The following is a 24,338-nucleotide window of genomic DNA, read 5'->3' on the forward strand; positions in this document are numbered from 1 at the left end:
TCAGAACCGATCTGTGGTGGTTGGAACGGAGGACGCCGCGGCGGCTGCCGCACTGTTGTTAATGTCCGACGGCGGCGCGAAGCCGGCTCCCAGCAGCCCCATCGCATCGATGAGGTGCTGGCGAAGGACTGCGAGCGATTCGGGGGAGAGATCCGGCCCGCGTTCAGCGAACCAGACGTTCATGGCTGCTTTTCCGCAGGAAATGACCGAGCCTGCCAGTGCGTGGAGGTACAGCTCACTGACGTCCTCGCCCAGCCTGGAACGGGCTGCGTCGATGATTTGTCCCGTGCAGTGGTCCCAGGCTTCGAGTTCGGAGCGGGCGAGCGAACGGTTGTCCTGGGTGAGGCTGAACAGTTCCGCCATGGGCGCAACGGACATCGGGTCGGCGAGGGCCATGAGGGCGGCTTGGGCTGATTCGAGGATGGTTTCGTCGTTGGGCCGCAGCTTGAACTGCTCCAGGGCGCGATCCATGAAGCCGTCGGCCACGGACGATAGGGCTGCCTCGAGGCTTGGGAAGTAGTTGAAAAAGGTTCGTCGGGATACACCTGCGGCGGCGGAGATGTCTTCCACGGTGAAGTTGCCCGGGCCGTGGCCGCGGAGCAGGTCAAGGGCGGCTGCTGCGATGGAGCTGCGGGTGGCTGCCTTGTTGAGTTCGCGGCGCGAGGGAGCGCCTGACTCGGCTGTGCCGGGCGGAGCGGGCGGCTGATTGGGGGTCACATACTTACACTAAGTGCAACTTTGCACTCTGCGCAATCTGAGCAGTGTTTCGGTCCGTCCCACCAGCAGCGAGCCTAAAATGTCAGACCTCTCTGGGAGCCTTAATGAATGGAACGGATTGGGGCTCAGGAAGCTGGCGCAGCTAATGTGCCGCTACCTGCCCTCGCCGGTCCGGTTCAGGGACTGACCGTCGCTGGCCAGCTGATCGAGCAGCTGCGCGTTCTGGAGGACATGAAGTCCGCCATTTCCGGTCTGCAGGCCAAGATCGCTGTGGCTTTTGAACAGGCCCAGCGCCAAGTCGAAGCAGAAGCGGGCGTCCCGGCATCGGAACGTGGCAGGGGAGTCGCCGCTCAGGTCGCGCTGGCACGGCGGGAGTCACCCAACCGGGGTTCACGGTTGTTGGGCTTCGCGAAGGCGCTGGTAACCGAGATGCCACGCACTCTGGCAGCGCTTGACTCCGGCCAACTCAATGAGTGGCGGGCCACTCTGCTGGTCAGGGAAACCGCCTGCCTGTCCGCTGAGGATCGATGCGCGGTAGATGAGGAACTCGCCGCGGACAGCGGGACCTTCGACGGCGCCGGCGACCGTTCGATCGTCGCCGCTGCCAAGGCCGCCGCTTACCGTCGGGATCCTCGTTCGGTGACCCGGCGCGCTGCCAGGGCTGCCTCGGAACGGCATGTTAGTCTCCGGCCGGCTCCTGACACCATGGCGATACTGACCGCGCTGCTTCCTGTAGCCCAGGGCGTTGCCGCCTACAAGGCATTGGCCCAGTCGGCTGATTCTGCCCGTTCGGGCGGCGACGACCGTTCAAGGGGCCAGGTTATGGCGGACACGCTGGTTGAACGGCTCATTGGAACGCCGGGGGGTGTAGGCAGGCTCGAACTTCAGCTCGTCATGACCGACCGTACGCTGTTCCAGGGAGATTCGGAGCCGGCCCGGTTATCGGGTTATGGCATCGTTCCGGGCGGCTGGGCACGTGCTCTTGTTGGTGAGGGTGGCGGGGCTGGGATTAATGCGGGCGGGCCGCCGCCGTCTTCGAGCGAACTGCAAGCGGCGTCCGGACAAGGGGGATCCGGGTCTAAAGGTCATAACTACGATGTCTACCTGCGCCGGCTCTACACAGCGTCGGCCAGCGGAGAACTTGTGGCCATGGATACCAGGTCCAGGCTCTTCCCCGGCGGCCTGCGGCGGTTCATCGAAACCAGGGACGCCGTGTGCCGCACGCCTTACTGTGACGCGCCCATACGCCACATCGACCACATCGTTCCATGGCATTCAGGCGGTCCCACGAGCCTGAATAACGGTGCCGGACTCTGCGAGCAGTGCAACCACACCAAGGAGAGCCCGGGGTGGTCGTCCACAACAGTAACCGCCCTGCCCATGCACAGCATGGATGTCAGGACTCCGACAGGACACACCTACCGGTCCAAGGCGCCGCCTTTGCCAGGCACAGCCCTGCACTGACGCGGGCGGGGCTGTGCCGGGGCTTTCTTAGAACTGCGGCTGGCCGGGGAACTGCTGACCAGGCTGCTGCGGCGCACTCTGCTGCGGCTGGCCTGCTCCCTGCTGTGGCTGCTGCTTGGTCAGATAAACCGACTGCCCGGTTGCTCCCGGCTCGCCCTCACCCAGCGGCAGAACATAGACAGCCGTTCCGTAGGCGCAAACTTCGGTCCAGTTGGTGCCCATCTCGGAGGTGTCGAAACGCATGGCGACGATCGCGTTTGCACCGCGCTGCTGTGCCTCGTTGACCATGCGGGCCATCACTTCCTGGCGGCTCTCGTACAGGGCGCGGGTCATCTCGGGCAGTTCGCCGCCACCCAAGGAGCGGAATCCGGCGAGCATCTGCGACCCGATGTCGCGTGAACGGACAGTGAGGCCCATGACTTCGCCGAAGACGGCGTCAATGCGGTGGCCGGGAATTTCATTCGAGGTAACGATCAGCATGATCCAGAGCCTATCCAGAAGTCGCCGTTAAACAGGTGAATCCCCGGGGAAAGTCCGGGGATTCACTTGAGGCATGGAAGCCTGCGGTCAGGCCTTGGTGTCAGCCAGTTCCGGTTTCCGGGCCTCTGTCGCAGGGGTGTCCGTGCCGGACTCGTCGTTGAATGCAGCGCCGTTACGGGGCGCGTTGTACAGCGATTCGTCCAGGATGCCTTGGCGTTTGGCCACGATTGCGGGGACCAGGGCCTGGCCTGCCACGTTGACGGCGGTCCGGCCCATGTCCAGGATCGGGTCGATGGCCAGGAGGAGACCGACGCCGGCCAGCGGCAGTCCCAGCGTGGACAGGGTCAGGGTGAGCATCACTACGGCGCCGGTGGTGCCGGCCGTGGCCGCTGAACCCAGGACTGAGACCAGGACGATGAGCAGATACTGGCTGAAGTCCAGGTTGATGCCGAAGAACTGGGCCACGAAGATCGCAGCGATGGCCGGGTAGATCGCGGCGCAGCCGTCCATCTTGGTGGTGGCTCCGAGCGGCACGGCGAAGGATGCGTAGCCTGAGGGAACGCCGAGGTTGCGCTCGGTGACGCGCTGCGTGAGCGGCAGCGTGCCGATGGACGAGCGGGAAACGAAGGCCAACTGCACGGCCGGCCACACGCCGGAGAAGTACTGCTTGATGGACAGGCCGTGGGCGCGGACCAGCACCGGGTAGAGCACGAACAGCACCAGAGCCAGGCCTACATAGATGGCAAGCGTGAATTTGCCCAGCGATCCGATGGTGTCCCAGCCGTAGATGGCCACGGCGTTGCCGATCAGGCCAATGGTGCCGATCGGGGCGATGCGGATGATCCACCACAAGACCTTCTGGATGACGGCCAGGGCTGAAGCGTTGAAGGTCAGGAAAGCCTCGGCCTGCTTGCCCACCTTGAGTGCAGCGATACCGACGGCGATCGCGATCACCAGGATCTGGAGGACGTTGAAGCTCACGGACGTGCTGACTGTGGTGGCGGCGTTGGCGCTTTCGGTGACCGTCGAGCTTGCGCCGAGGCCAAGGAAGTTCTTGGGGAACAGTCCGATGAGGAACGCCCACCAGTCACCCGTCTTGCCCGCGTACTTGGCTTCTTCCGTGATGCCGGTGGCGGCACCGGGCTGAAGCAGCACGCCCAAGCCGATGCCGATAAGCACGGAAACGAGGGAGGTGATGGCGAACCACAGCAGCGTGTTCCAAGCGAGCCTCGCTGCGTTGGAGACCTGTCGGAGGTTTGCAATGGAGCTCACCACGGCGGTGAAGATCAGTGGAACGACGGCGGTCTGCAGCAGGGCGACGTAGCTGGAACCGATCGTCTGAAGGGTTGCGCCAAGCCCGTTGGGGGCTGCTTTGGTGCTGCCCGTGTACTTGGCGATGAGGCCCAGGACGAGGCCCACGATAAGGGCGGCGATGATCTGGACGCCGAAGGAACCGGCCCATTTGGGGAGCCGGGAACCGGACGTGCCGGATGCGGGAGTGATGGTGTTTGAGGTGCTCACCGGAACACGGTAGGTGCTTCGCAAATAACATAGCGAACGGACGTTTAGAAATGTTACGTGCGCAAAAGTTATTCCTTGTGCGTTTGTGACGTTGGTCTCCGGTGAGCGCCCCGGATCAGCCCAGCAACGCCCTGCGCAGCACGTCCAACCCCACCGAGCCGATGTTCAGCGCTTTGCTGTGGAAGGACTTCAGGTCGAAGCCTTCGCGGGATTCCAGCTCCGCCCGGATCTGCTCCCACAGGCGCTGGCCGACCTTGTAGGAGGGTGCTTGCCCGGGCCAGCCGAGGTAGCGGGCAAACTCAAACTGCAGTTGGCCTTCGCTGATGTCCAGATTGGCTTTGAGGAAGTCGAAGCCCTTCTCCGGCGTCCAGGTTCCGCTGCCCCACCGTTCGGGAACGGGCAGTTCCAGGTGGACGCCGATATCGAACACCACCCGGGCTGCCCGCATCCGCTGGCCGTCCAGCATGCCCATGTGGTCGCCCGGATCCTTGAGGTAACCGAGTTCCAGCATCAGTTGTTCGGCGTAGAGCGCCCAACCCTCACCGTGCCCCGACACCCAGCAGACGTTCCGGCGCCAGTTGTTGAGCAGTTCGCGGCGATAGGTTGCCGTTGCAACCTGGAGGTGGTGGCCGGGAACGCCCTCGTGGAACACGGTGGTGGTCTCCGACCACGTGGTGAACGTGTCCTCACCTGCGGGGACAGACCACCACATGCGTCCAGGGCGCGAGAAATCGTCGGAGGGGCCCGTGTAGTAGATGCCGCCTTCGTCCGTGGGGGCGATCATGCATTCGAGGGTCTTCATGATGTCCGGAATGTCGAAATGCACGTCGGCAAGCTCGGATACGGCACGGTCGGAGAGGTCCTGCATCCAGGCTTTGAGGGCGTCGGTGCCCTTGATCTGCCGGGCGGGATCGTTGTTCAGGATGTTTTTGGCTTCTTCGATCGAGGCGCCGGACTTGATCTGACCGGCCACTTTTTCCTGTTCGGCAATGAGCCGTTCAAGTTCCTGCACGCCCCAGGCGTACGTTTCCTCAAGGTCCACGGTGGCGCCCAGGAAGGACCGCGATGCCAGGGCGTAACGTTCCCGGCCCACGGCGTCCTTCTCCGGAGCGGCGGGCAGCAGTTCGTCCCGGAGGAAAGCAGCAAGGGAACCGTAAGCTTCCCGCGCCGCCGAGGATCCGTCGTCGAGTTTGGCCTGCACGTCGCCGGGAAGCGGCGAGCCGCCCACCGTGGCCTCAGCGGCAAGCTTGGCGAAGAACCCGTCTTCGGCGGCGTAGCGGCTGGTTTGTTCGATGACGATCCGGACCTGGCGGGCGGCGGAAACCTTGCCGTCAGCCGCAGCAGCGCGCAGCGAGCTGATGTATCCCGCAATGGCCCCGGGGACGTTGGCCGCGCGGCCGGCAATATGTCCCCACTGCTCCACCGTGTCCGTGGGCATGAGGTCGAAGATGGCGCGGATGTCCTGTGCGGGTGAAGCAATGTTGTTGAGGTCGGCAGCATCCCAGCCGGAGGCGTGGATCTCCAGTTCCAGGCCGAGCCGTTCGCGCATGGCATCCAGGGTCACTACGTCGGTGTCATCGGAAGGCTCCAGGGCAGCCAGCGCCTCCAAGGCCTCCCGCGTGGCCTTGGCATGTGCCTCGGTGCCGGCCGGTGAATAGTCCTGGTATTCCGTCTCGTGCCCCGGCAACCCCAGCGTTGTGGCGAAGCTGGGATTGAGTTCGATCAGCTTGTCTGTGTAGGCATCGGCGACGGCGTCAATGGCGGACTTGGGCCGTGCAGGGGTGTTTGCAGTAGTCACCCCCAGAGCCTAACCGTCACCACCGTCACGTGAAAGGGTTGCTGAACGTGCGTCGGGAATCAGCCGCGGCTGCGCCGCCAGGCGCCGGGACCCGGGGTGGGGTCGAGGCGCAACTGCTGGCGGCGCACCCAGTGGCGCACGTTTGGTTTTGAAGGCGCCGGGGCCTGGGGTACTCCAACGGAAGCGACGACGGCGGCCAGCGCCGCGAGCTCTTCGGGCGTGGGGTCTCCCTTGACCACGGAGAACATGGGCAGCACCGGCTCGCTGGCCGGTACCGGGTTCTGTGCCGCGCTCACAGCGGGATGTTCCCGTGCTTCTTGGTGGGCAGGCTGGCGCGCTTGTCCCGGAGGGCGCGCAGTCCACGGATGATCTGCAATCGCGTGTCGGATGGAGCGATCACGGCGTCAACGTATCCCAGTTCGGCGGCCTGGTAGGGGTTGAGCAGTTCTTCCTCGTAGCCTTGGATGATTTCGGCCCGCTTGGCTTCAACATCGCCACCGGCTTCGGCAACGGCGGCGAGGTCACGTCGGTACAGGATGTTGACTGCGCCCTGGGCACCCATGACACCGATCTGCGCCGTGGGCCACGCGAGGTTGAGGTCGGCGCCGAGCTTCTTGGAGCCCATCACGATGTACGCGCCGCCGTACGCCTTGCGGGTGATGACGGTGAGCTTGGGAACAGTTGCCTCGGCGTAGGCGTAGAGGAGCTTGGCGCCGCGGCGGATGATGCCCTGGAACTCCTGGTCCTTGCCGGGAAGGAAGCCCGGAACGTCAACCAGGGTGATGATGGGGATGTTGAAGGCGTCGCAGTGGCGGACAAAGCGGGCGGCCTTTTCGGAGGCGGAAATGTCCAGGGTTCCAGCGAACTGCATGGGCTGGTTGGCCACGATGCCCACCGTGTGGCCTTCAACCCGACCATACCCAATGATCACGTTGGGGGCATACAGGGACTGCATCTCCAGGAAGTGGGCATCGTCCACGATCTGCTCGATGACCTTGCGCATGTCATAGGGCTGGTTGGCGGAGTCCGGGATCAGGCCGTCCAGGGCGAGATCGTCCTCGTCCAGTTCGAGTTCCTGGTCGTGCTCCACCACGGGCGCCTCGGACAGGTTGTTGGACGGGAGGAAGTCCAGCAGTTCCCGGACGAACTCGATGGCGTCGGCTTCGTCGGAGGCCAGGTACGTGGACGTTCCTGTGGTGGCGTTGTGCTGGCGCGCACCGCCCAGGGTTTCCATGTCCACGTCTTCGCCGGTGACGGTCTTGATGACGTCTGGTCCGGTGATGAACATGTGGGAGGTCTTGTCCACCATGACCACGTAGTCGGTCAGGGCGGGGGAGTATGCGGCCCCACCGGCGCACGGACCCATGATGAGGGAGATCTGCGGGACCACTCCGGAAGCGTGTACGTTGTTACGGAAGATGTCCGCGAACATGGCCAACGACGCCACGCCTTCCTGGATGCGGGCGCCGCCGCCGTCGTTGATGCCCACTACCGGGCAGCCATTGCGGAGGGCGAATTCCTGGACCTTGACGATTTTTTCGCCATTGACCTGGCTCAGGGAACCGCCATAGACACTGAAGTCCTGGCTGTAGATGGCGATCAGGCGGCCGTCCACGGTGCCGTACCCGGAAACCACGCCATCGCCGAGGGGCTTCTTCTTTTCCATGCCGAAGGCGGTGGAGCGGTGCACTGCCAGGGCGTCGAACTCGACGAACGATCCGGGGTCAACCAGCAGGTCGATGCGCTCACGGGCCGTGTTCTTGCCGCGTGCGTGCTGCTTCTCGATCGCTTCAGGGCCCGAAGGCTGTTCAGCCCGTGCCTGGCGGTCGCGGAAGTCTGCAATCTTTCCCGCTGTCGTTGTCAGATCGTGGCTCATCAAGTGTCTCCGGCTCTGTAGCTGATATTCGCTGGCGCAGTCCATTTACGGTAAAAGCTCGTTAAGTAGCTTCCGTACAAAGAACAGGCCTCGCTGGCCAGTCTAGTGACGCCTTTGCCGCGAACCGCTGTAGAAACCCTACAATTTTCCGATGTGAAGCCGAAGAAGCCACTATGTTACCCGTCAGTAACATATCTGGGTTAGAGTGTGTCCATGACTCAAGGCAACGACGCTTCCCAGGTCCCGCAGCACGGCGCATCTCCGTATGCAGCCACCGGTTCCCTGAAGGGCAAAACCATCATCATGTCCGGTGGCAGCCGCGGCATCGGGCTTGCCATTGCCACCAAGGCCGCCCGGGACGGAGCCAATATCGTCCTGCTGGCCAAGACCGGCGAGCCGCACCCGAAGCTGGAAGGCACGGTCTTCACGGCTGCTGAGCAGTTGGTGGCCGCCGGCGGGCAGGCGCTGCCCCTCGTCGGGGACGTCCGCAATGACGATGACGTAGCCGCCGCGGTGAGTGCCGCCGTCGAGCGGTTTGGAGGCATTGACGTCGTCATCAACAACGCCTCGGCGATCGATCTGTCCCGCACTGACGCTGTGGACATGAAACGCTACGACCTCATGCAGGACATCAACGTCCGGGGAACCTTCCTGCTGTCCAAGCTGGCGCTGCCCGCACTGCTGGATTCCGGCAGTGGCCACATCCTGACGCTGTCGCCACCGCTGAACCTGGACCCCAAGTGGGCCGGGATGCATCTGGCGTACACCATGGCCAAGTACGGCATGAGCCTGACCACCCTCGGGCTCGCAGAAGAGTTCAAGGACCGCGGCGTGTCCGTCAACTCTCTGTGGCCGTGCACGCTGATCGACACCGCAGCCATCCGGAACATGCCCGGAGGCGGGCAGATGGTGAAGGCTGCCCGGGGCCCGGAGATCATGGCTGATGCCGCCCACGCCATCCTCACCGGCGCCAACCTTTCAGGCGGCACGAAGACGACCGGGAATTTCCATACCGATGAGGACGTCCTGCGAGCGGCGGGTGTTGATGATTTCTCGCCCTACAGCCTGGGCGCTCCCGAAGACCAACTGGTCCGGGACATCTTCCTCTAAGCAGATTCGCAGGCGCCCGGGGCGCTTGCGCGCGTCCCGACTGGATAGGATTCTGCCATGGATGCCGAACAGCCTGATTCCAGCCACCGCCACGACTCCCGGGAGCGTTCTGCGTTGGACCGCGACGCGCTGCTGGCCCCGGAGTTCCTGTCGGCTACGGGCATTTCGCAGCTGAAGATCGTCGACTCCACGGGATCCACCAACCAGGACCTGGTGCGGGCTGTCACAGTGGAACCGAAGAAATGGGCGGACCTGGCTGTCCTGACCGCTGAGCACCAGACGGCCGCCCGCGGGCGCCTGGACCGCCACTGGGAATCCCCGGAACGGTCCGGCGTTTCCGTGTCCATGGTGCTTCGTCCCGTCACCGCCGACGGAATGCCGGTACCAACGCAAAGCTATTCCTGGCTATCGCTGCTGGCGGCGGTGGCACTGCGCGAGGCCTTGCAGGAGGCGGCAGGCATTACGGCGGACATCAAGTGGCCCAACGACGTCCTGGTAAACGGGCGCAAGGTAGCGGGCATCCTCGCCCAGCTGACTTCACCGGGCGACGGTTCAGTTCCTGCCGTCATCCTCGGCGTGGGCCTCAATGTCTCCCTGTCGGAAGATGAACTGCCGGTGCCAACGGCAACGTCGTTGGCCCTGGAAGGAAGCACGACGACGGACCGCACCTCGCTGCTGCAGGCATACCTGAGGCGTTTCGCCCGGCTTTACCGGAGTTTCTGCAATTCGGAAGGGGACCCGTCAGCAGGCCTGGAGGGAGGCCACTCGCTGCACAAGAGGGTCGAATCCGCCATGGTCACCCTGGGCCGGGAGGTCCGCGCCCACCTGCCGGGGGACCATGAACTGGTGGGCCATGCCTCACGGTTGGATGAGCACGGCTCCCTGCTGGTGGTGGACCATGGTGGGCGGGAGCATGTGGTGACGGCAGGAGACGTGGTGCATCTGCGCGCCACAGAAAGCGGTTATGCGTAAGGAACTGCTTCCCGGGGAGCAGGTCATTACCATCACGCGGCAACAGGCCCGCTCCTTGTTTTTTCCTGTGGTGACCTTCATCGTGCTGCCTGCCGTGGCGGCCTATGCCTGCGCATGGATTGTCAAAGGCAATCCGCAGCGGCTCGCCCCGTTCATCACCAGTGAGTGGACCCCGTGGCTGTTGGGTGCGTGCGGCGGGCTGACGGCTCTGGTGCTCCTTGGCTACAGCGTCAAGAGGCTGCTGAAATGGCGGTCGGTCCGCTATGTCCTGACCAGCCGCCGGGTGATCGCCAAATACGGGATGTTCAACCGCGCCGACTGGCAGGTGCCGCTGGCCTCGGTACGCAGCGTGGGTGTCCATCAGAACCTGCTCCAACGGTCATTGCGCTCCGGGAATATATCCTTGGATACCGGACCATCCGGTACGGCTGTACTGGCCGACGTGCCGGAAGCCGGAAAATTCCGGGAGTTCGTCCTTGATGCAATGGGCGAACTGCCGAATAGTGAGGTCTTTGAGGGTGAAGTCCTGACGGACTTCGATGAGGTGCCGTGGGAGCTGGGAGAAGGTGGATGAGATGAGCGTTGAAGGGCAGAAGTCCGGCGAGGACCTGGGCGAAGAGTTCGACGCCGTACCCGAACCTTCCGTGGACGAGGACACCGAGCCTGCGCCAAGCGTCGCCACGGGACCACCGACCGGTGTGATGTCGGCCGAGCGGCTTGCCATCAAAGCGCTCGAGGCGAGGCTCCTCGGCGGCGAACGCAAGCTCCGCCGTCGTGAAGTTGCTGCCGGGGCAGGCGTTTCGGTGCTGTCCGCCCGGAAGCTGTGGCGTGCGCTTGGATTCCCCAACTGGGGCGATGACGATGTTGCCTTCACCGAACGGGACCAGGCAGCGCTGACCACCATCCTGGACCTGGTCCGGGCCGGTCTCCTGACCGAGGAAGCCGCTATCTCGGTCACCCGGTCCATCGGCCAGATGACGGACCGGATGGTGGTGTGGCAGGTTGAAGCCCTGGTGGAGGACATGGTCCAGGAGCAGGGTATTCCGGATGCCGTGGCCCGGAAGCAGCTGGTGAACCAGTTGCCGGCGCTGGTGGACTCCCTTGAGGAAATCCTGGTCTACTCCTACCGCCGTCAGCTCAACGCGGGCGTCCAGCGCCTCGCGGTCCGGGCCGAAGCCGGCCTGCAGGCCAGCGAGGAAGGCCGCGAAGGTGACGAGGACGATGCTCCGCTGCCCCTGGCCCGGGCCGTGGGCTTCGCGGACCTCGTGTCCTACACAAGCCTGTCGCGCCGCATGAATGAGAAGACGCTGGCCCAGATGGTGCAGCGCTTCGAGAACAAGTGTGCCGAAATCATCTCCGTGGGTGGTGGCCGCCTGGTCAAGACCGTGGGTGACGAAGTCCTGTACATCGCCGAAACGCCGGCCGCAGGGGCGGAAATTTCGCTGGCCCTGGCCCACGCCTTCACCGAGGACGAGATCCTTCCGCAGGCCCGTGTCTCCATGGTGTGGGGCCGCATTCTCTCCCGCTTGGGTGATATCTATGGCCCGACGGTTAACCTGGCGGCCCGCCTCACAAGCCTCGCCCAGCCGGGGACGGTGCTGGTGGACGCCATGACGGCTGCTGCGCTGGGGCAGGATGACCGGTTCGTCCTGGTACCGCAGGCGTCGGAAAACGTCCGTGGTTTTGGCGAAATCCATCCCGTCATGCTGGCCAGGGGCCGGGGCAGGGGCCTGGCCTGGACTGACAGGCGATGCAGGTCACATCTTCGCCAATCGATGGATTAACCCGGTAGGCTTGGTGCTTGTTCGCGTCAAGCCAGCCGCGCGATCCTGTCGGCTGCCGATTTGCATGGGGGATGTGGATGGCTCCGACCATGAGGCCTGCCCAACGGGGGCCCAGGAAACGCCGCACCAAGGCCCTGGCGGTCACGGCTTTCACCGCTGCTGCCGCAGTGCTTGTCACCGGTGCCATCCTGTACCCGGGATTCAAGACCACAGAAGTGGACCTGAACGACGGCGGCGTGTGGGTGGTCAGCAAGTCCAAGAATGCTGCGGGCCGCCTCAACTACCCCTCAAAGTCGCTGGACGGTGCGGTAACGCCTGCCAGTACTGACTTCGACATCCTCCAGCAGGCCGGCGACGTCTTCATCGACGACTCCAGCGGTGCCACCCTCAACCCGGTGAGCGCTGCCAACATGCGCCTCGGGAGCGACCAGAAACTGCCCGGAGCCGCAGAAGTCAGCTTCGGACACAAAGTCCTTGCCGTCACGGACCCGTCCAAAGGCAAAGTCTGGGCTGTCTCACCCACCTCCATCGGCGGTTTCAGCGACGAGTCGGAGCCCCTGTTCGAGCAGTCCCCGGGCATCAAGTCCGTGGTGGGCGTGGACGATGCCATCCACACCCTTGATCCCAGGACCGGAAAGCTCACGGTCACCAAGGTAGATGCCGACGGAAAGCCGGTGGAGTCGCAGGTCCGTACTGACGAGGCACTCAAAGCCGACGGCGACGTCCAGCTCGCCGCTGTCGGCGACAAAGCCGTGCTGCTGAACACGGCAACGGGAACCATCGTCCTTCCCGGCGGCGGCAAGGTCCAGCTGGACAATGCCCGCGAGGCCAAACTGCAGCAGAGCGGTCCTGCGGCGGACGCAGTAGCCATTGCCACCCCTGAAGCCCTGCTCCTGCAGCCACTGGATGGCGGAACGGCGAAAGTGGTGAAAGCAGACGGCCGCGGTGTTCCCGCGGCGCCCGTCCGGCTTGGCCAGTGCACGTACTCGGCGTGGTCCGGCGCCAACAAGTACCTCCGGGAATGCAGTAACGACGCCGACAGCCGCCGCGCGGACGTGCCCAAGGCGAGCGCCTCGCCGTCGTACGTTTTCCGCGTGAACCGCGACCTCGTGGTCCTCAACGACATAAACTCCGGCAACGTGTGGATGGTCAACCAGAACATGCAGCTGGTCAACAACTGGGACGACGTCATTCCGCCCCAGCAGACCTCCGACGACGCCGACCAGGACTCGGCCGACGAAGTCCAGCAAACAGTCCTGCCGGACCGGACCAAACCGAACACGCCCCCTGCGGCGAAGCCGGATGCCTTCGGGATCCGGGCAGGCAAGACCACCATCCTTCCGGTGCTGGACAACGACGCCGATGCCGACGGCGACGTCCTGACGGTGTCCACGGGCGACCGGCTCAGGTCCGGGGCGCTCTCGCAGGTGTATGGGGGTACCGGTTTTCAGATCGCCGTGGCACCGGACACCACCGGCTCAGAGACGTTCAAGTACACCGTGGATGATGGCCGGGGCGGAACAGCTGCCACGGACGTCGATCTCCGGATTGTGCCCCCGGGAGAGAACAGCGCACCCCAGCAGAAACCCAACCGCAATAACACCCTGGTGGTCCAAACCGGCAAAACAGCAAGCCAGTATGTCCTGACGGACTGGCTTGACCCCGACGGTGACGACATCTTTGCCGTTTCGGCTGCCAGCAGCGATCCCGCTGACCAGGTCCGGGTGCGGCCTGACGGTTTGCTCTCATTCCAGGACTCCGGAGCGGGACCTGGGCGCAAAACCTTGACGGTCAGTGTTTCGGATGGCACTTTGACCACCGAAGGCCGCATCACCGTGGACGTGCGCGCTCCCGGTGCGTTGCCGCCCGTGGCCAACGCCGACCACGTGGTGGCCGTCGCCGGCCAGGACACGGTGATCGCGCCCCTCAAGAACGATTCCGATCCCCAGGGCGGTACGCTGCGCCTGGCCCAGGCGCAGCCGGACGGCCAGTCGACTGCAGTGGTGGGCCCGGACCAGCAGACGTTCACTTTCACCTCGTCCACGCTGGGCGCCCACTATGTCACCTATATGGTGACCAACGGGCCGGCGAGCGCACAGCAGTTGGTGAGGGTGGATGTCGTTTCGGGCAACAGCGACGGCGCACCGGTGGCCGTGCGGGACGTCGCCCTCCTGCCCAGCGGCGGAAGCGTGGTAGTGGATGTCCTGGGCAATGATTCCGATCCTGCCGGTGGCGTCCTGGTGGTCCAGTCGGTAACCGCTGCCGATGGCCTGCCGGTGAGTGTGGCTGTCCTCAACCACTCCGTGGTGAAGATTACGGACATCCGTGCCCAGGAGCAGTTGTCGCTGAAGTACACGATCTCCAACGGCAAGGCCTCTGCCACGGGCGACATCTCCGTGCAGGTGGTGCCGGCGCCCACCAAGCTCCAGGCGCCGCAGGCAAAACCCGACGAAGTGACGGTACGGGCCGGTGATGTGGTGACCATCCCGGTGGTGGAGAACGACACCGACCCCAACGGCGGTGAGCTGACCCTGGATCCTGTCCTGGCCCAGCTGCCGGATGAGGCCGACGGCCGGATGTTTGTGGCCGGTAACACCCTTCGCTTCATCGCCGGCGGGGAAGCGAAGACCGTCTACGCAATCTACAAGGTCAGCAACGCGTCCGGCCAAACGGACTCGCAACAGGTCACCATCCGGATCCGGGCACGCGATGACGCCACCAACACCCGGCCGGAGCCCAGGAACCTGACGGCGCGGGCAGTGGCCGGCATGACCGTCAAAATTCCGGTTCCGACCGATGGCATCGATGCCGACGGCGACTCGGTCCAGGTCATCGGTATAGACAAGGCGCCCGGACTCGGCACAGCTGTTCTCCGCGACGGCTATCTGGAATACACTGCCGGCGGAAAATCGTTCGGCACGGACACCTTTGGATATCGCGTCAGGGACCGGATTGGTGCCGAAAACACGGGAACTGTGATCGTTGGCATCGCTCCGGCCGAAGCCGACAACCAGAAGCCCATCGCAGTGGACGATGCCATCGACGTCCGTCCCGGACGCCGGGTTGCCGTTGATGCCTTGAAGAACGACTCCGATCCTGACGGTGATCCCATCGGATTGGTGGATTCGTTTGAAGCCAACCCGGAGCTGCAGGTGGAAGCCGTCACCGGAAGGGTGTTGCTGACCGCGCCGGGCGTTGCCGGAACCGACAGTGTCAGTTACCGGATCCAGGACGACAAAAAGGCCGAAGCCAGCGCGGTCATCAGGGTCCAGACCAGCCCCACCGCGCCGCTGCACGCACCTGTCGCAGTGGACGACCGCGTCACCCTCGCCGAGACGTTGGGAAAGACGGCCATTGATGTTCCGGTACTGAAGAACGATTCCGATCCCGATGGCATTGCCGAGGACCTGAAAATCACCCTCCCGGACGGCAACCCGAATGCGAGGGTTGGAACGTCGGGCAACGTTGTGGTGACGCTGGCGTCCCAGGACCAGTTGATTCCCTATACCGTCACCGACATCGACGGTCAGTCGGCCACAGCGCTCATGTGGATTCCCGGGCAGGGCCTCCAGTACCCCACTCTTTCCACGAATGAAGTGGTGGAGGTCACTGCCGGCCAGCAAGTGATCCTGGCGTTGCAGGACTATGTCAGGGTCAGGGACGGCCGGGCACCGCGGATCACCGTGGCGGACAAAATCAAGGTCCAGGGCGGCGACCCGCAGGACGTCATTGCCGGCGACGGAACGGCGCTCCGCTACGCGGCCCAGGAAGATTACACGGGCCCTGGTTCCGTCACGTTCGAGGTCACGGATGGATCCGGACCCGACGACCCCGAGGGCCTCACATCCACGCTGACCATCATGACGCGGGTGCTGCCCAATCCGGATGCGAACCACCCGCCCACCTTCAGTGGGGCTGCCATCGATGCTCCCAAGGGCGAGTCAACGGAACTGGAGCTGGCCAACCTGGCCACTGACGTTGACGAACAAGACCAAGGACAGCTGAAGTTCGAGCTTGACGGGCAGTTGCCCGGCGGGATCGAAGCAAGGATCGAGGGTACCGTCCTGCGGGTCACGCCCGGAAATTCAGTCAACCCGGGAGCCCGGGGGATCATCCCCCTCAGGGTTACCGACGGCCGGTCCGACGCCGTCAAGGCTGCGGTCACCGTCAGCGTTGTCTCATCCAACAGGCCCAAGCCGGCCGCCAATGACGACGCTGTGGACAAGGCCAACGCCGGCGCGTCGGAAACCGTCAACGTCCTGGCCAACGATTTCAACCCCTTCAGTGATGCTCCGCTGAAGATCGAGTCAGCCGTGGTGGAGACGGGCTCGGCCTCCGGCCAGCCTTCCGTTTCCGGTGATTCCGTCACTGTGACCCCTGCCGAGGGGTTCAAGGGTGTCCTCGTGGTGCGGTACACCATTAAGGACAAGACCGATGATCCCGGCCGGCAGGCCGTAGGGCGGATCCGGATCACCGTCCGGGACAAGCCGGACGCCCCTTCGGCACCTGTGGCCACGGACGTCCGAAGCCGCACGGCCGTCCTCAAATGGGCGCCGCCGTCGGACAACGGCGCGCCCATCACCAAGTACACGGTCAGGTCCTCAGGCTTCCAGCAGGAGTGCCCCACCACCACGTGTACGTTGACGGGCCTGACCAACAACGTCAAATACGTCTTCACCGTCGTCGCCACCAACGAGGTCGGGGACTCCCAACCGTCGGTGGCTTCGAACGAGATCCGTCCGGATGAAAAGCCGTCGCCGCCTGACGCGCCGACGGTCAAGGCCGGTGACAAGGACCTCGCCGTCACGTGGAGCCCGGCCAAGACAGAGGGCTCGCCGGTGAAGCACTACAACCTGGAAATATCCCCGCCCCCGGCCAACGGAGTTGCGGTAAAAAATGATGTGACGGGCCTGACCTACACCTGGACCGGACTGACCAACGGCGTGAAGTACAAAGTGCGTGCGCAGGCCGTCAACGAGCTCGGTCCATCAGACTGGAGTGTCTACTCCGCCGAAGACCACCCTGCCGGTTTGCCGGGTGCACCCGCGGCGCCGACGACCGCCGTCGTGTCCTCTGTCGGAACGCAGAACCAGCTCCGGGCGACGTGGACGGAACCGAACATCAACGGTGACCCGATCAAGAACTACTTCGTCACCATGACCGGCGGCGGCGGAGCGGCCCAGACGCAGACCGTGTCCGGGGATGTTCGTTCGGCGACGTTCAGGGCCGACAACTCCGAGTCGGGCTACACGTTCACGGTCCAGGCGGAGAACAAGGCAGGAAAGGGCGCGGTCAGCGCGCCGTCGGCGCCCCGCCGTGCCACCGGCGAGCTTCGTGCCGTCACCGGGGTCAGTGCAACTCCTGCCAACACCGGCGGCGCCGGGGGACAGGTCACCATCAACTTCAACGTGCTCAACGCTGACCAACGGAACGGTTCAAGCGCCAGCGAGGTCAGTTACACGTACAGGGCCAGCACGGGCCAGAGCGGACCGATCCAGCCGGGCCAGACCGTGGGCGGCTTCGCCAACGGTCAAGCCAGTACCATCACCGTGACGGCCAATTCGTCCGTGGCGCCCAGCTCTCCGCCGAGCGGCGGGGCTTCCGTTACCCCCTACGGGGCGCCGGGAACGCCGTCGGCGTCCGGCCAAAACGGCGGTCTGAACAACCAGTCCGTCACCTTGAGCTGGTCGTCACCGTCTGCGGCCACCAACGACGTCAAGACCACAAAGATCAGCATCAATGGCGGGGCCTGGGAGACCGTGGCAGCGTCGGGCAGCCGCACCGTCAACACCGGCGGGTGGGAGCAGACCAGCCACATCAACGTGCAGACCTTCAATTCCCTGGGAACTGGCGGTCCGATCGCTTCAGCCAGTGCCACGTCCGGCAGGCAGGGAGTGTGGGAGGGCGTCCTGAACACCGGTGTGGTCCAGAGGTCGTGTACCTACACGCAGGGCGGAAAGAACTACCAGCCCAAGCCGGACTTCACGTGTGACGGAAAGGGCGGCGACCAACCCCCGTGGGAGTACCCCGGCCAAAAAATGGTGGTCAAGTGTTACATCGTCCAGCAGGACGTGGACAATCTCACCTTCACGTGGTGGCGCATCGAGGACGGTTCCTACCGCAACGTAGGCCGCTACATCATCGCAGGTCACACCACAATGGGTGAGCCCAGCGCAGTGGGAGCGCCGCCGTGCTGACCCTGGTGCCGGTCCAAGGCCGGGCAGTAGTCCCCATCGCGCGGCGCGTCCGTGATCCCTTAGGCTGTCAAAGCCAATGGAGAGCCCGCTCCCGGGTTCCCTTGGCGGGCCGCGTGGCGCGTGGGATAGTCTTATGGACTGAAAATTCCGCCGCCGTATGGGGGTACTGCGGAATGACCGGCCGCCGACAGTCGTCGGCGGATCCAGGAGCTGTTGGGGAGCAGCTGTGCGAAAAGGGAATTTTGGGGCTGTGAGATCTTTCTTCGGCAAGCTGGGGCTGAAAAAGCGTCGACATCAAAAGGCCGTATCGGCCGTTGCTGTGACCGTGGCCGGTGGCGTACTCGTCGCCGGCGCCATCCTGTACCCGGGATTCAAGACCACCGAAGTGGATTTGAACGACGGCGGCGTGTGGGTGGTCAGCAAGACCAAGAACGCCGTGGGCCGGTTGAATTACCCATCGCGGGTCCTGGACGGCGCGGTGACGCCCGCCAGCACCACCTTCGATGTCCTGCAGCATGATGGCAACGTCTTCGTGGATGACGAAACCGGTTCCACCATTAACCAGGTTTCGGCCGCCAACCTGAAACTGGGCGGCGACAAACAGCTGCCGTCGTCGTCGCAAGTGAGCTATGGCACCACAGTCCTGTCCGTCACTGACCCCGCCCGTGGCAAGGTCTGGGCGCTGTCGCCGTCAACGGTCAACGGCTTTGACGAGGAAGGGACCGAACCCGTCCTGACCGGTTCGCAGGGTGTGGTGTCCGCCGTCGGGCACGACAACCGCATCTATACCGCGGACCCCGGCAAGGGTGAGATCACGGTGACGACTGTCGATGCCACGGGGGAGCGCACGGCGTCCGAAGTCACCAAGGTTGACGAACTCAAGGGAGCGGGAGACCTCCAGATCTCCGTGGTCGGGGACAAGCCGGTGGTACTCGATGCCGGTGCCGGAAACCTCTTCCTCCCCGGAGGCCGTCGGCTCCAGCTCCAGGATGCCCGTGAGGCCAAGCTCCAGCAGAGCAGCGAAGACAGCGGCTTCGTGGCCATCGCCACGCGCAATTCCCTTCTCAAACAGCCGCTGGACGGTTCCACTGCCGCTACGGTGGACGCCGAGGGGGAAGGTATCCCTGCGGCTCCTGTCCAGGTCAGCAAGTGCGTGCACTCGGCGTGGGCCGGTGCGAACAAGTACGTCCGCGACTGCGATAACGACGCCGACGACAAAAAGAACGATGTCCCGAAGGCCAGTGCGTCGCCCAGCTATGTTTTCCGCGTGAACCGAGATCTCGTGGTCCTCAACGACGTCAACTCCGGCAGCGTGTGGATGGTTAACCAGAACATGCAGCTGGTCAACAACTGGGACGACGTCGTCCCGCCGAAAAACCAATCGGACGACCAGGACCAGGAATCAGCGGACAACAACACCATCAACGTCCTGCCGGACCGTACCAAGCCCAACCGGGCACCGGAAACCAAACCCGATGAATACGGCGTGAGGCCGGGCCGGACCACCATCCTGAGCGTCCTGGACAACGATTCCGACCCCGACGGCGACGTCCTCACCGCTGCGGTCGGTGCCAACGGACCCCAAGCCGGTGCCCTGGAGAACATCTACGGCGGGTCGGCCTTCCAGATCAGGGTTCCCGCTGACGCCAAGCCGGGCACAGAATCCTTCGACTACAACGCTGCCGACGGCCGTGGGCTTTCCGCAGGGGGACGGGTCACACTGAACGTGGTGGCTCCCGAGGACAACAAGCCACCGTTCTTCAAGCGGGCCGAGCCCACCACCATGCTGGTGGAACAGGGCAAGTCCGTCAGCCAGAACATCCTGACCGACTGGATGGACCCGGACGGCGACGACCTCGTCCTGCTCGATGCCAAAGCCGACAATGAGCAGGACCAGGTCAAGGTACGCCGCGACGGCCTGCTGACCTACCAGGATTCCGGTGCAGCTGCCGGCAAGAAGAACGTCACCGTCACCGTCTGGGACGGCCGGGCCACCACCACGGGACGGGTGGTGGTCAACGTGCAGCCACCGGGAGCGCTCGCTCCCGTGGTCAACGCGGACCACGTCACCGCAGTGGTGGGCCAGGACCTGGTGATCTCGCCCTTGAAGAACGACGTCGACCCCAACGGCGGCGCACTTCGCGTGGCACACGTGGAGGCGGCCGGCCAGGCCGAATTGGGTCCCGTGACCGACGGCGGGACGTTCACCTTCCGCAGCAACACTCCCGGTCCGGTGTACCTCACCTATATCGCCAGCAACGGCCCGCAGAGCAGCCAGGGCCTGATCCGCGTGGACGTTGAATCCGGTAAGGACGCCGGCGCCCCGGTGGCCGTCCATGACGTGGCCCTGTTGCCCGTTGGAGGAAGCGTCCTGGTGGATCCCCTGGCCAACGACTCCGACCCCTCCGGTGGGGTCCTCGTCCTCCAGAACGTGACGGTCCCGCCGGGCTCCAGTGCGTCGGTGAGCGTCATCGACCACAGTGTCCTGCGCGTCACTGATGTCCTGGGCGCCACGGAGCCGTTCACCTTCAGTTACACCATGTCCAATGGCCGCGGTTCGGCCACCGGAACGGTGGGCGTGGTCCCGGTGCCGGCGCCCGCCGTCGTGGAAGCTCCCCAGCCGAAACCGGACGAAGTCAACGTCCGCGTGAACGACGTCGTCACCATTCCTGTCCTGGACAACGACACCCATCCGCAGGGCGAGGAACTGTCCGTTGACCCGGAACTGGCCCAAACCATTGCCGACGAGGACGGCACCGCGTTCATCTCTGAGAACACGCTGCGCTTCATCGCAGGACCGACGCCCAAGACCGTCAGGGCCATCTACAACGCCGTGGACCCGCAGGGCCAGAAGAGCGCCGCCGCGGTCACCATCCACATCCTTCCGCTGGAAGGTGCTCAGAACTCGCGTCCGCAACCGCAGAACCTGACGGCACGGGTCGTTGCAGGCGGCAGCGTCCGCATCCCGGTCCCGTTGGATGGCATCGATCCCGACGGCGACTCGGTGCAGCTCACCGGCATCGACAGCACGCCCACCATGGGAACCGCGACGGCGGGAAGCAACTTCATCGACTTCGTTGCCGCCGGTGACGGCGCCGGAACCGATACGTTCCGGTACAAGGTGATCGACCGCCAAGGTGCGGTCAACACCGGAACCGTGACGGTCGGCGTCGCGCCCCGCGGCGATGACAACCAGAAGCCGGCGCCGGTGGATGACGAAGTGAAAGTGCGCCCTGCACGCCAGATCGCCGTGGACGCCACGGCGAACGACTCCGACCCGGACGGCGACCTCATCCGGATCCTCAGCGACAGCATCGAGGCCGACGCCGGGCTGGACGCCCACGTCAGCAAGACCAGCGGCCGGATCCTGGTCACCGCACCGGCCACCGAAGGCACGGTCAACGTGCGGTATGCCGTGGCCGATGACCGGGACGCCGTGGGTCAGGCCACCATCCGGGTGATCGTGGACAACGACATCCCGCTCCAGGCCCCGATAGCCCGCGACGACCGCGTGACGTCAGCCCAGACCCTGGGCAAGACGGCAGTGGACGTACCGGTCCTCAAGAACGACGAGGACCCGGACGGTGTGGGGGAGAACCTCAGGATCAGCACCGGCCTGGAGACAGCCCGGCCCGGAACCGACGGCAACGTCGTAGTGGATTTGACGGAGCAGCCGCAACTGGTGCCGTACACCGTGGAAGACGTGGACGGCCAGAAGTCCACGGCCATCATCTGGGTGCCGGGCCTGGGACAGCAGGTTCCTACCCTGGCCAAGGACGACGTCGTGGAACTCGTGTCCGGCCAGTCCGTTACCGTGGACCTGCGTGAGTGGGTCAAGGTCCGTGATGGCCGCTCGCCCCGGCTGACGCAGGCAGACCGGATCAAGCTCATCGGCGCCGACGGCAGCGATCCAATCGCCAACGGGGGAACGGCTGTGAAGTACACAGCCGGCGCGGAATACGTCGGTCCCGGCTCGATCAGCTTCGAAGTAACAGATGGAACGGGGCCGGACGATCCCGACGGGTTGAAGTCCACTTTGAGCATCCGTACCAAGGTGCTTCCGGACCCCAACAAGAACAATCCTCCGACCCTGCTGGGCAGCGAAGTGGAAGTTCCCAAGGGGGACTCTGCCAGCCTGGATCTGGAAAAGCTCACGTCCGATCCCGACGCCGACGACGTGCGGAACATGAAGTACGAGCTCGTTGGCGCTCCCTCCGGCGGCTTCCGGGTCAGCATCGACGGCAAGACCCTCAAGGTCTCTGCCGACGACTCGGTACAGATCGGGCAGGGCAGCACCGTCCAGGTGAAGGCCAAGGATCCCCGCGGCCTGGAAGCAGTCGGCAACTACAAGCTTTCCCTGTCAGCCTCCACCCGCCCCAAGCCCGTGGCCAACGACGACGTGGAACCGGAAGCCCAATCCGGCAAGCCCGTCACGATCAACGTGCTGGCCAATGACTCCAACCCGTTCCCTGACACGCCCTTGAAGATCGTGGCTGCGCAGACCGAGACGGGAAGCGGCAACACGGAAGTGAATGGCGACTCGATCACCGTCACTCCCGCCCCTGGCTTCACCGGCACGTTGGTGACCTCCTACACCGTGGCCGACAAGACTGGGGAGAAGTCGCGGTATGCAACGGCCCGCGTCCGGCTCACTGTCAAGGACAAGCCCGTGGCGCCCACCACGCCACTGGCACAGAGTGTGGGCGACCAAACGGCGCTGCTTACCTGGACTGCTCCTGCCGACAGGGGCTCGCCGATCACCAAGTACACGGTGTACGGCGAGGGCGGTTTCAAGCAGGACTGCCCGGCCAACACCTGCACCTTGACGGGCTTGACGAACAACGTGAAGTACCACTTTGCGGTGACAGCGACCAACGCGATCGGGGAGTCTGACCGCTCGCCGGCCTCCGCCGAGGTCCGCCCCGACGTTAAGCCGGATACTCCCGTTGCGCCGACGTTGAAGTTCGGCGACAAACAGCTGTCCGTCGCGTGGGTGCCTCCGGCCAGCAAGGGCTCGCCCATCAAGTCCTACGATCTGGAAATCTCACCGGCCCCGGCCGGGCAGAACCCGCAGATCCAGAACCTCACCGGTGCCAGCTACACGTGGAGCGGCCTGACCAACGGCGTGGCCTACAAGGTGCGGGTGCTGGCACGGAACGATGCCAAGGATCCCTCCGAGTGGAGCCCGTACTCGGCCGCCGAAACGCCGGCCGGTGTTCCAGCGACGCCGGCCGCGCCCTCCGTCTCGGGGGCAGGCTCCGTGGGTACCCAAAGCCAGCTGAAGGTCAGCTGGGTGGCGCCCAACAACAACGGTGACCCCATATCCGCCTACACGCTGACCACCTACCGGGGCGGCGCCGTCGTGGGTTCCCAAACGGTGGGTGCTACCTCACAGAACGTCACCGTGGACAATGCCGAGGCCAATTACACCTTTACGGTCTCCGCGAAGAACAAGGCCGGGGTCAGCGGGGTGAGCCAGCAATCGGCACCCATCCGCGCTGCGGGCAAGCCGGGAATGGTTGACGCCCCCACCGCGTCCCTCGTGGAAACGAACGCCGACGGCGGGAAAATCCGGGTGGCGTTCAATCCGCTCACTGCTGCCGGGCGCAATGGAGCCACGGCTGCCGAGATCAGTTACAGGTACCGCCTGACCTCCGGGGCAGGAACCGGCGCCATCCCGGCCGGAGGCGGCGTTGTTCCCGCCCCGAACGGCACCGATACCGGTGTTGTCGTGTGGGCGGTCTCCTCGCAAAACGCCACTCCCGGCGATGCGAGTCCCTCATCGAACGTGGTGAACCCCTACGGGCTGGCTTTCGCTCCCACGGTCAGCGGCAGCAAGAGCAGCGGAACAGGCGACAAGACCGTGTCCTGGACCTGGAACCAGCCCAACGGCAACGGCCGTCCCGTGACGGGATACCAGTACAGCCTGGACGGCGGCGGCTGGGTCGGCACGAACGAGCGAAGCTTCTCCAAGAGCGTTGGCTACAGCGAAACCCACACCCTGCGTGTCCGTGCGATCAGTGGGGGACAGGAAGGCCGGATCGGCAGTGACACCTCGCGCAGCGGGGCCGAACCACCGCCGCCACAGCCCACGTCCTGGACCGTCACCGCCACGCCGGTACGAAGCTGCACGGAGCCCCGCAAGGGCACTGACAGCTTCCGGGCAGGCAACCCGTCGTCCTGTGTTGGCGAAGGCAAGTGGCTCAATGCCGGGGCTTCGGGAGAATCGGACCGCTACCAGGTCTGGTACAAGACTTCCAACAACCCGTCCGGTATCTGGTACCACCTGACCAGCGGCATGGCGGCAGGTAACTGGATCCGTTGCGATACCACCAACATCGGCTGCAACCCGCCGAATGGCATGCCGAACCGCTAGCACTGCAACACTTCCCGAACGAAAAACCGGGGCCGGACCAACC

The 24,338-nt window shown here is 64.7% G+C and carries 13 protein-coding genes; 7 read left to right on the forward strand and 6 right to left on the reverse strand.

Features of this window, described 5'->3' with window-relative positions; all coding sequences use genetic code 11:
- Positions 1 to 717 (reverse strand): TetR family transcriptional regulator, encoded by a 717-nt coding sequence (locus tag ACUYMZ_RS07835; RefSeq protein WP_481602660.1) that lies wholly within the window; start codon positions 715 to 717, stop codon positions 1 to 3.
- A 108-nt stretch (positions 718 to 825) separates the two neighbouring features.
- On the opposite strand from ACUYMZ_RS07835, the gene ACUYMZ_RS07840 reads away from it, so the two are divergent.
- Positions 826 to 2,181 carry an HNH endonuclease gene (locus ACUYMZ_RS07840; RefSeq protein ID WP_481602661.1) on the forward strand — a complete coding sequence of 452 codons (1,356 nt, stop codon included), beginning with the start codon at positions 826 to 828 and terminating at the stop codon, positions 2,179 to 2,181.
- A 27-nt stretch (positions 2,182 to 2,208) separates the two neighbouring features.
- On the opposite strand, the gene ACUYMZ_RS07845 is transcribed toward ACUYMZ_RS07840, so the two are convergent.
- The 5 genes from ACUYMZ_RS07845 to ACUYMZ_RS07865 form a co-directional block, all read right to left on the reverse strand.
- Positions 2,209 to 2,661, reverse strand: coding sequence for a YbjQ family protein (locus tag ACUYMZ_RS07845; RefSeq protein ID WP_481602662.1), 453 nt, complete (start codon positions 2,659 to 2,661; stop codon positions 2,209 to 2,211).
- An 87-nt stretch (positions 2,662 to 2,748) separates the two neighbouring features.
- Complete coding sequence (locus ACUYMZ_RS07850) at positions 2,749 to 4,182, reverse strand: dicarboxylate/amino acid:cation symporter (protein WP_481602663.1); 1,434 nt, start codon at positions 4,180 to 4,182, stop codon at positions 2,749 to 2,751.
- Between the two features lie 115 nt (positions 4,183 to 4,297).
- Positions 4,298 to 5,980 carry a DUF885 domain-containing protein gene (locus ACUYMZ_RS07855; RefSeq protein WP_481602664.1) on the reverse strand — a complete coding sequence of 561 codons (1,683 nt, stop codon included), beginning with the start codon at positions 5,978 to 5,980 and terminating at the stop codon, positions 4,298 to 4,300.
- A 59-nt stretch (positions 5,981 to 6,039) separates the two neighbouring features.
- Entirely contained in the window at positions 6,040 to 6,228 is a 189-nt protein-coding gene (locus ACUYMZ_RS07860; RefSeq protein WP_426007508.1) for an acyl-CoA carboxylase epsilon subunit, read from the reverse strand.
- Positions 6,229 to 6,272: 44 nt separating this feature from the next.
- Complete coding sequence (locus tag ACUYMZ_RS07865; protein WP_426006645.1) at positions 6,273 to 7,856, reverse strand: acyl-CoA carboxylase subunit beta; 1,584 nt, start codon at positions 7,854 to 7,856, stop codon at positions 6,273 to 6,275.
- Between the two features lie 213 nt (positions 7,857 to 8,069).
- On the opposite strand from ACUYMZ_RS07865, the gene ACUYMZ_RS07870 reads away from it, so the two are divergent.
- From ACUYMZ_RS07870 to ACUYMZ_RS07895, 6 genes are all read left to right on the forward strand, one after another.
- Positions 8,070 to 8,966: an SDR family oxidoreductase gene (locus tag ACUYMZ_RS07870; RefSeq protein ID WP_442423443.1), complete on the forward strand. Its 897-nt coding sequence runs from the start codon at positions 8,070 to 8,072 to the stop codon at positions 8,964 to 8,966.
- 57 nt (positions 8,967 to 9,023) lie between these two features.
- Entirely contained in the window at positions 9,024 to 9,938 is a 915-nt protein-coding gene (locus ACUYMZ_RS07875; RefSeq protein WP_442423442.1) for a biotin--[acetyl-CoA-carboxylase] ligase, read from the forward strand.
- Positions 9,931 to 10,512: a PH domain-containing protein gene (locus ACUYMZ_RS07880; RefSeq protein WP_481602665.1), complete on the forward strand. Its 582-nt coding sequence runs from the start codon at positions 9,931 to 9,933 to the stop codon at positions 10,510 to 10,512. The genes ACUYMZ_RS07875 and ACUYMZ_RS07880 overlap by 8 nt, the downstream gene beginning before the upstream one ends.
- 1 nt (position 10,513) lies before the next feature.
- The gene (locus ACUYMZ_RS07885; RefSeq protein ID WP_481602666.1) at positions 10,514 to 11,722 is read left to right on the forward strand and encodes an adenylate/guanylate cyclase domain-containing protein; all 1,209 of its coding nucleotides are present in this window, start codon (positions 10,514 to 10,516) and stop codon (positions 11,720 to 11,722) included.
- A 77-nt stretch (positions 11,723 to 11,799) separates the two neighbouring features.
- Entirely contained in the window at positions 11,800 to 17,919 is a 6,120-nt protein-coding gene (locus ACUYMZ_RS07890; RefSeq protein ID WP_481602667.1) for an Ig-like domain-containing protein, read from the forward strand.
- A gap of 157 nt (positions 17,920 to 18,076) precedes the next feature.
- A complete protein-coding gene (locus ACUYMZ_RS07895; protein WP_481602668.1) occupies positions 18,077 to 24,295 on the forward strand; it encodes an Ig-like domain-containing protein in 6,219 nt (2,072 codons plus the stop codon).
- Positions 24,296 to 24,338: the final 43 nt, after the last annotated feature.

The sequence above is a fragment of the Arthrobacter sp. T572 genome, from assembly GCF_056780115.1.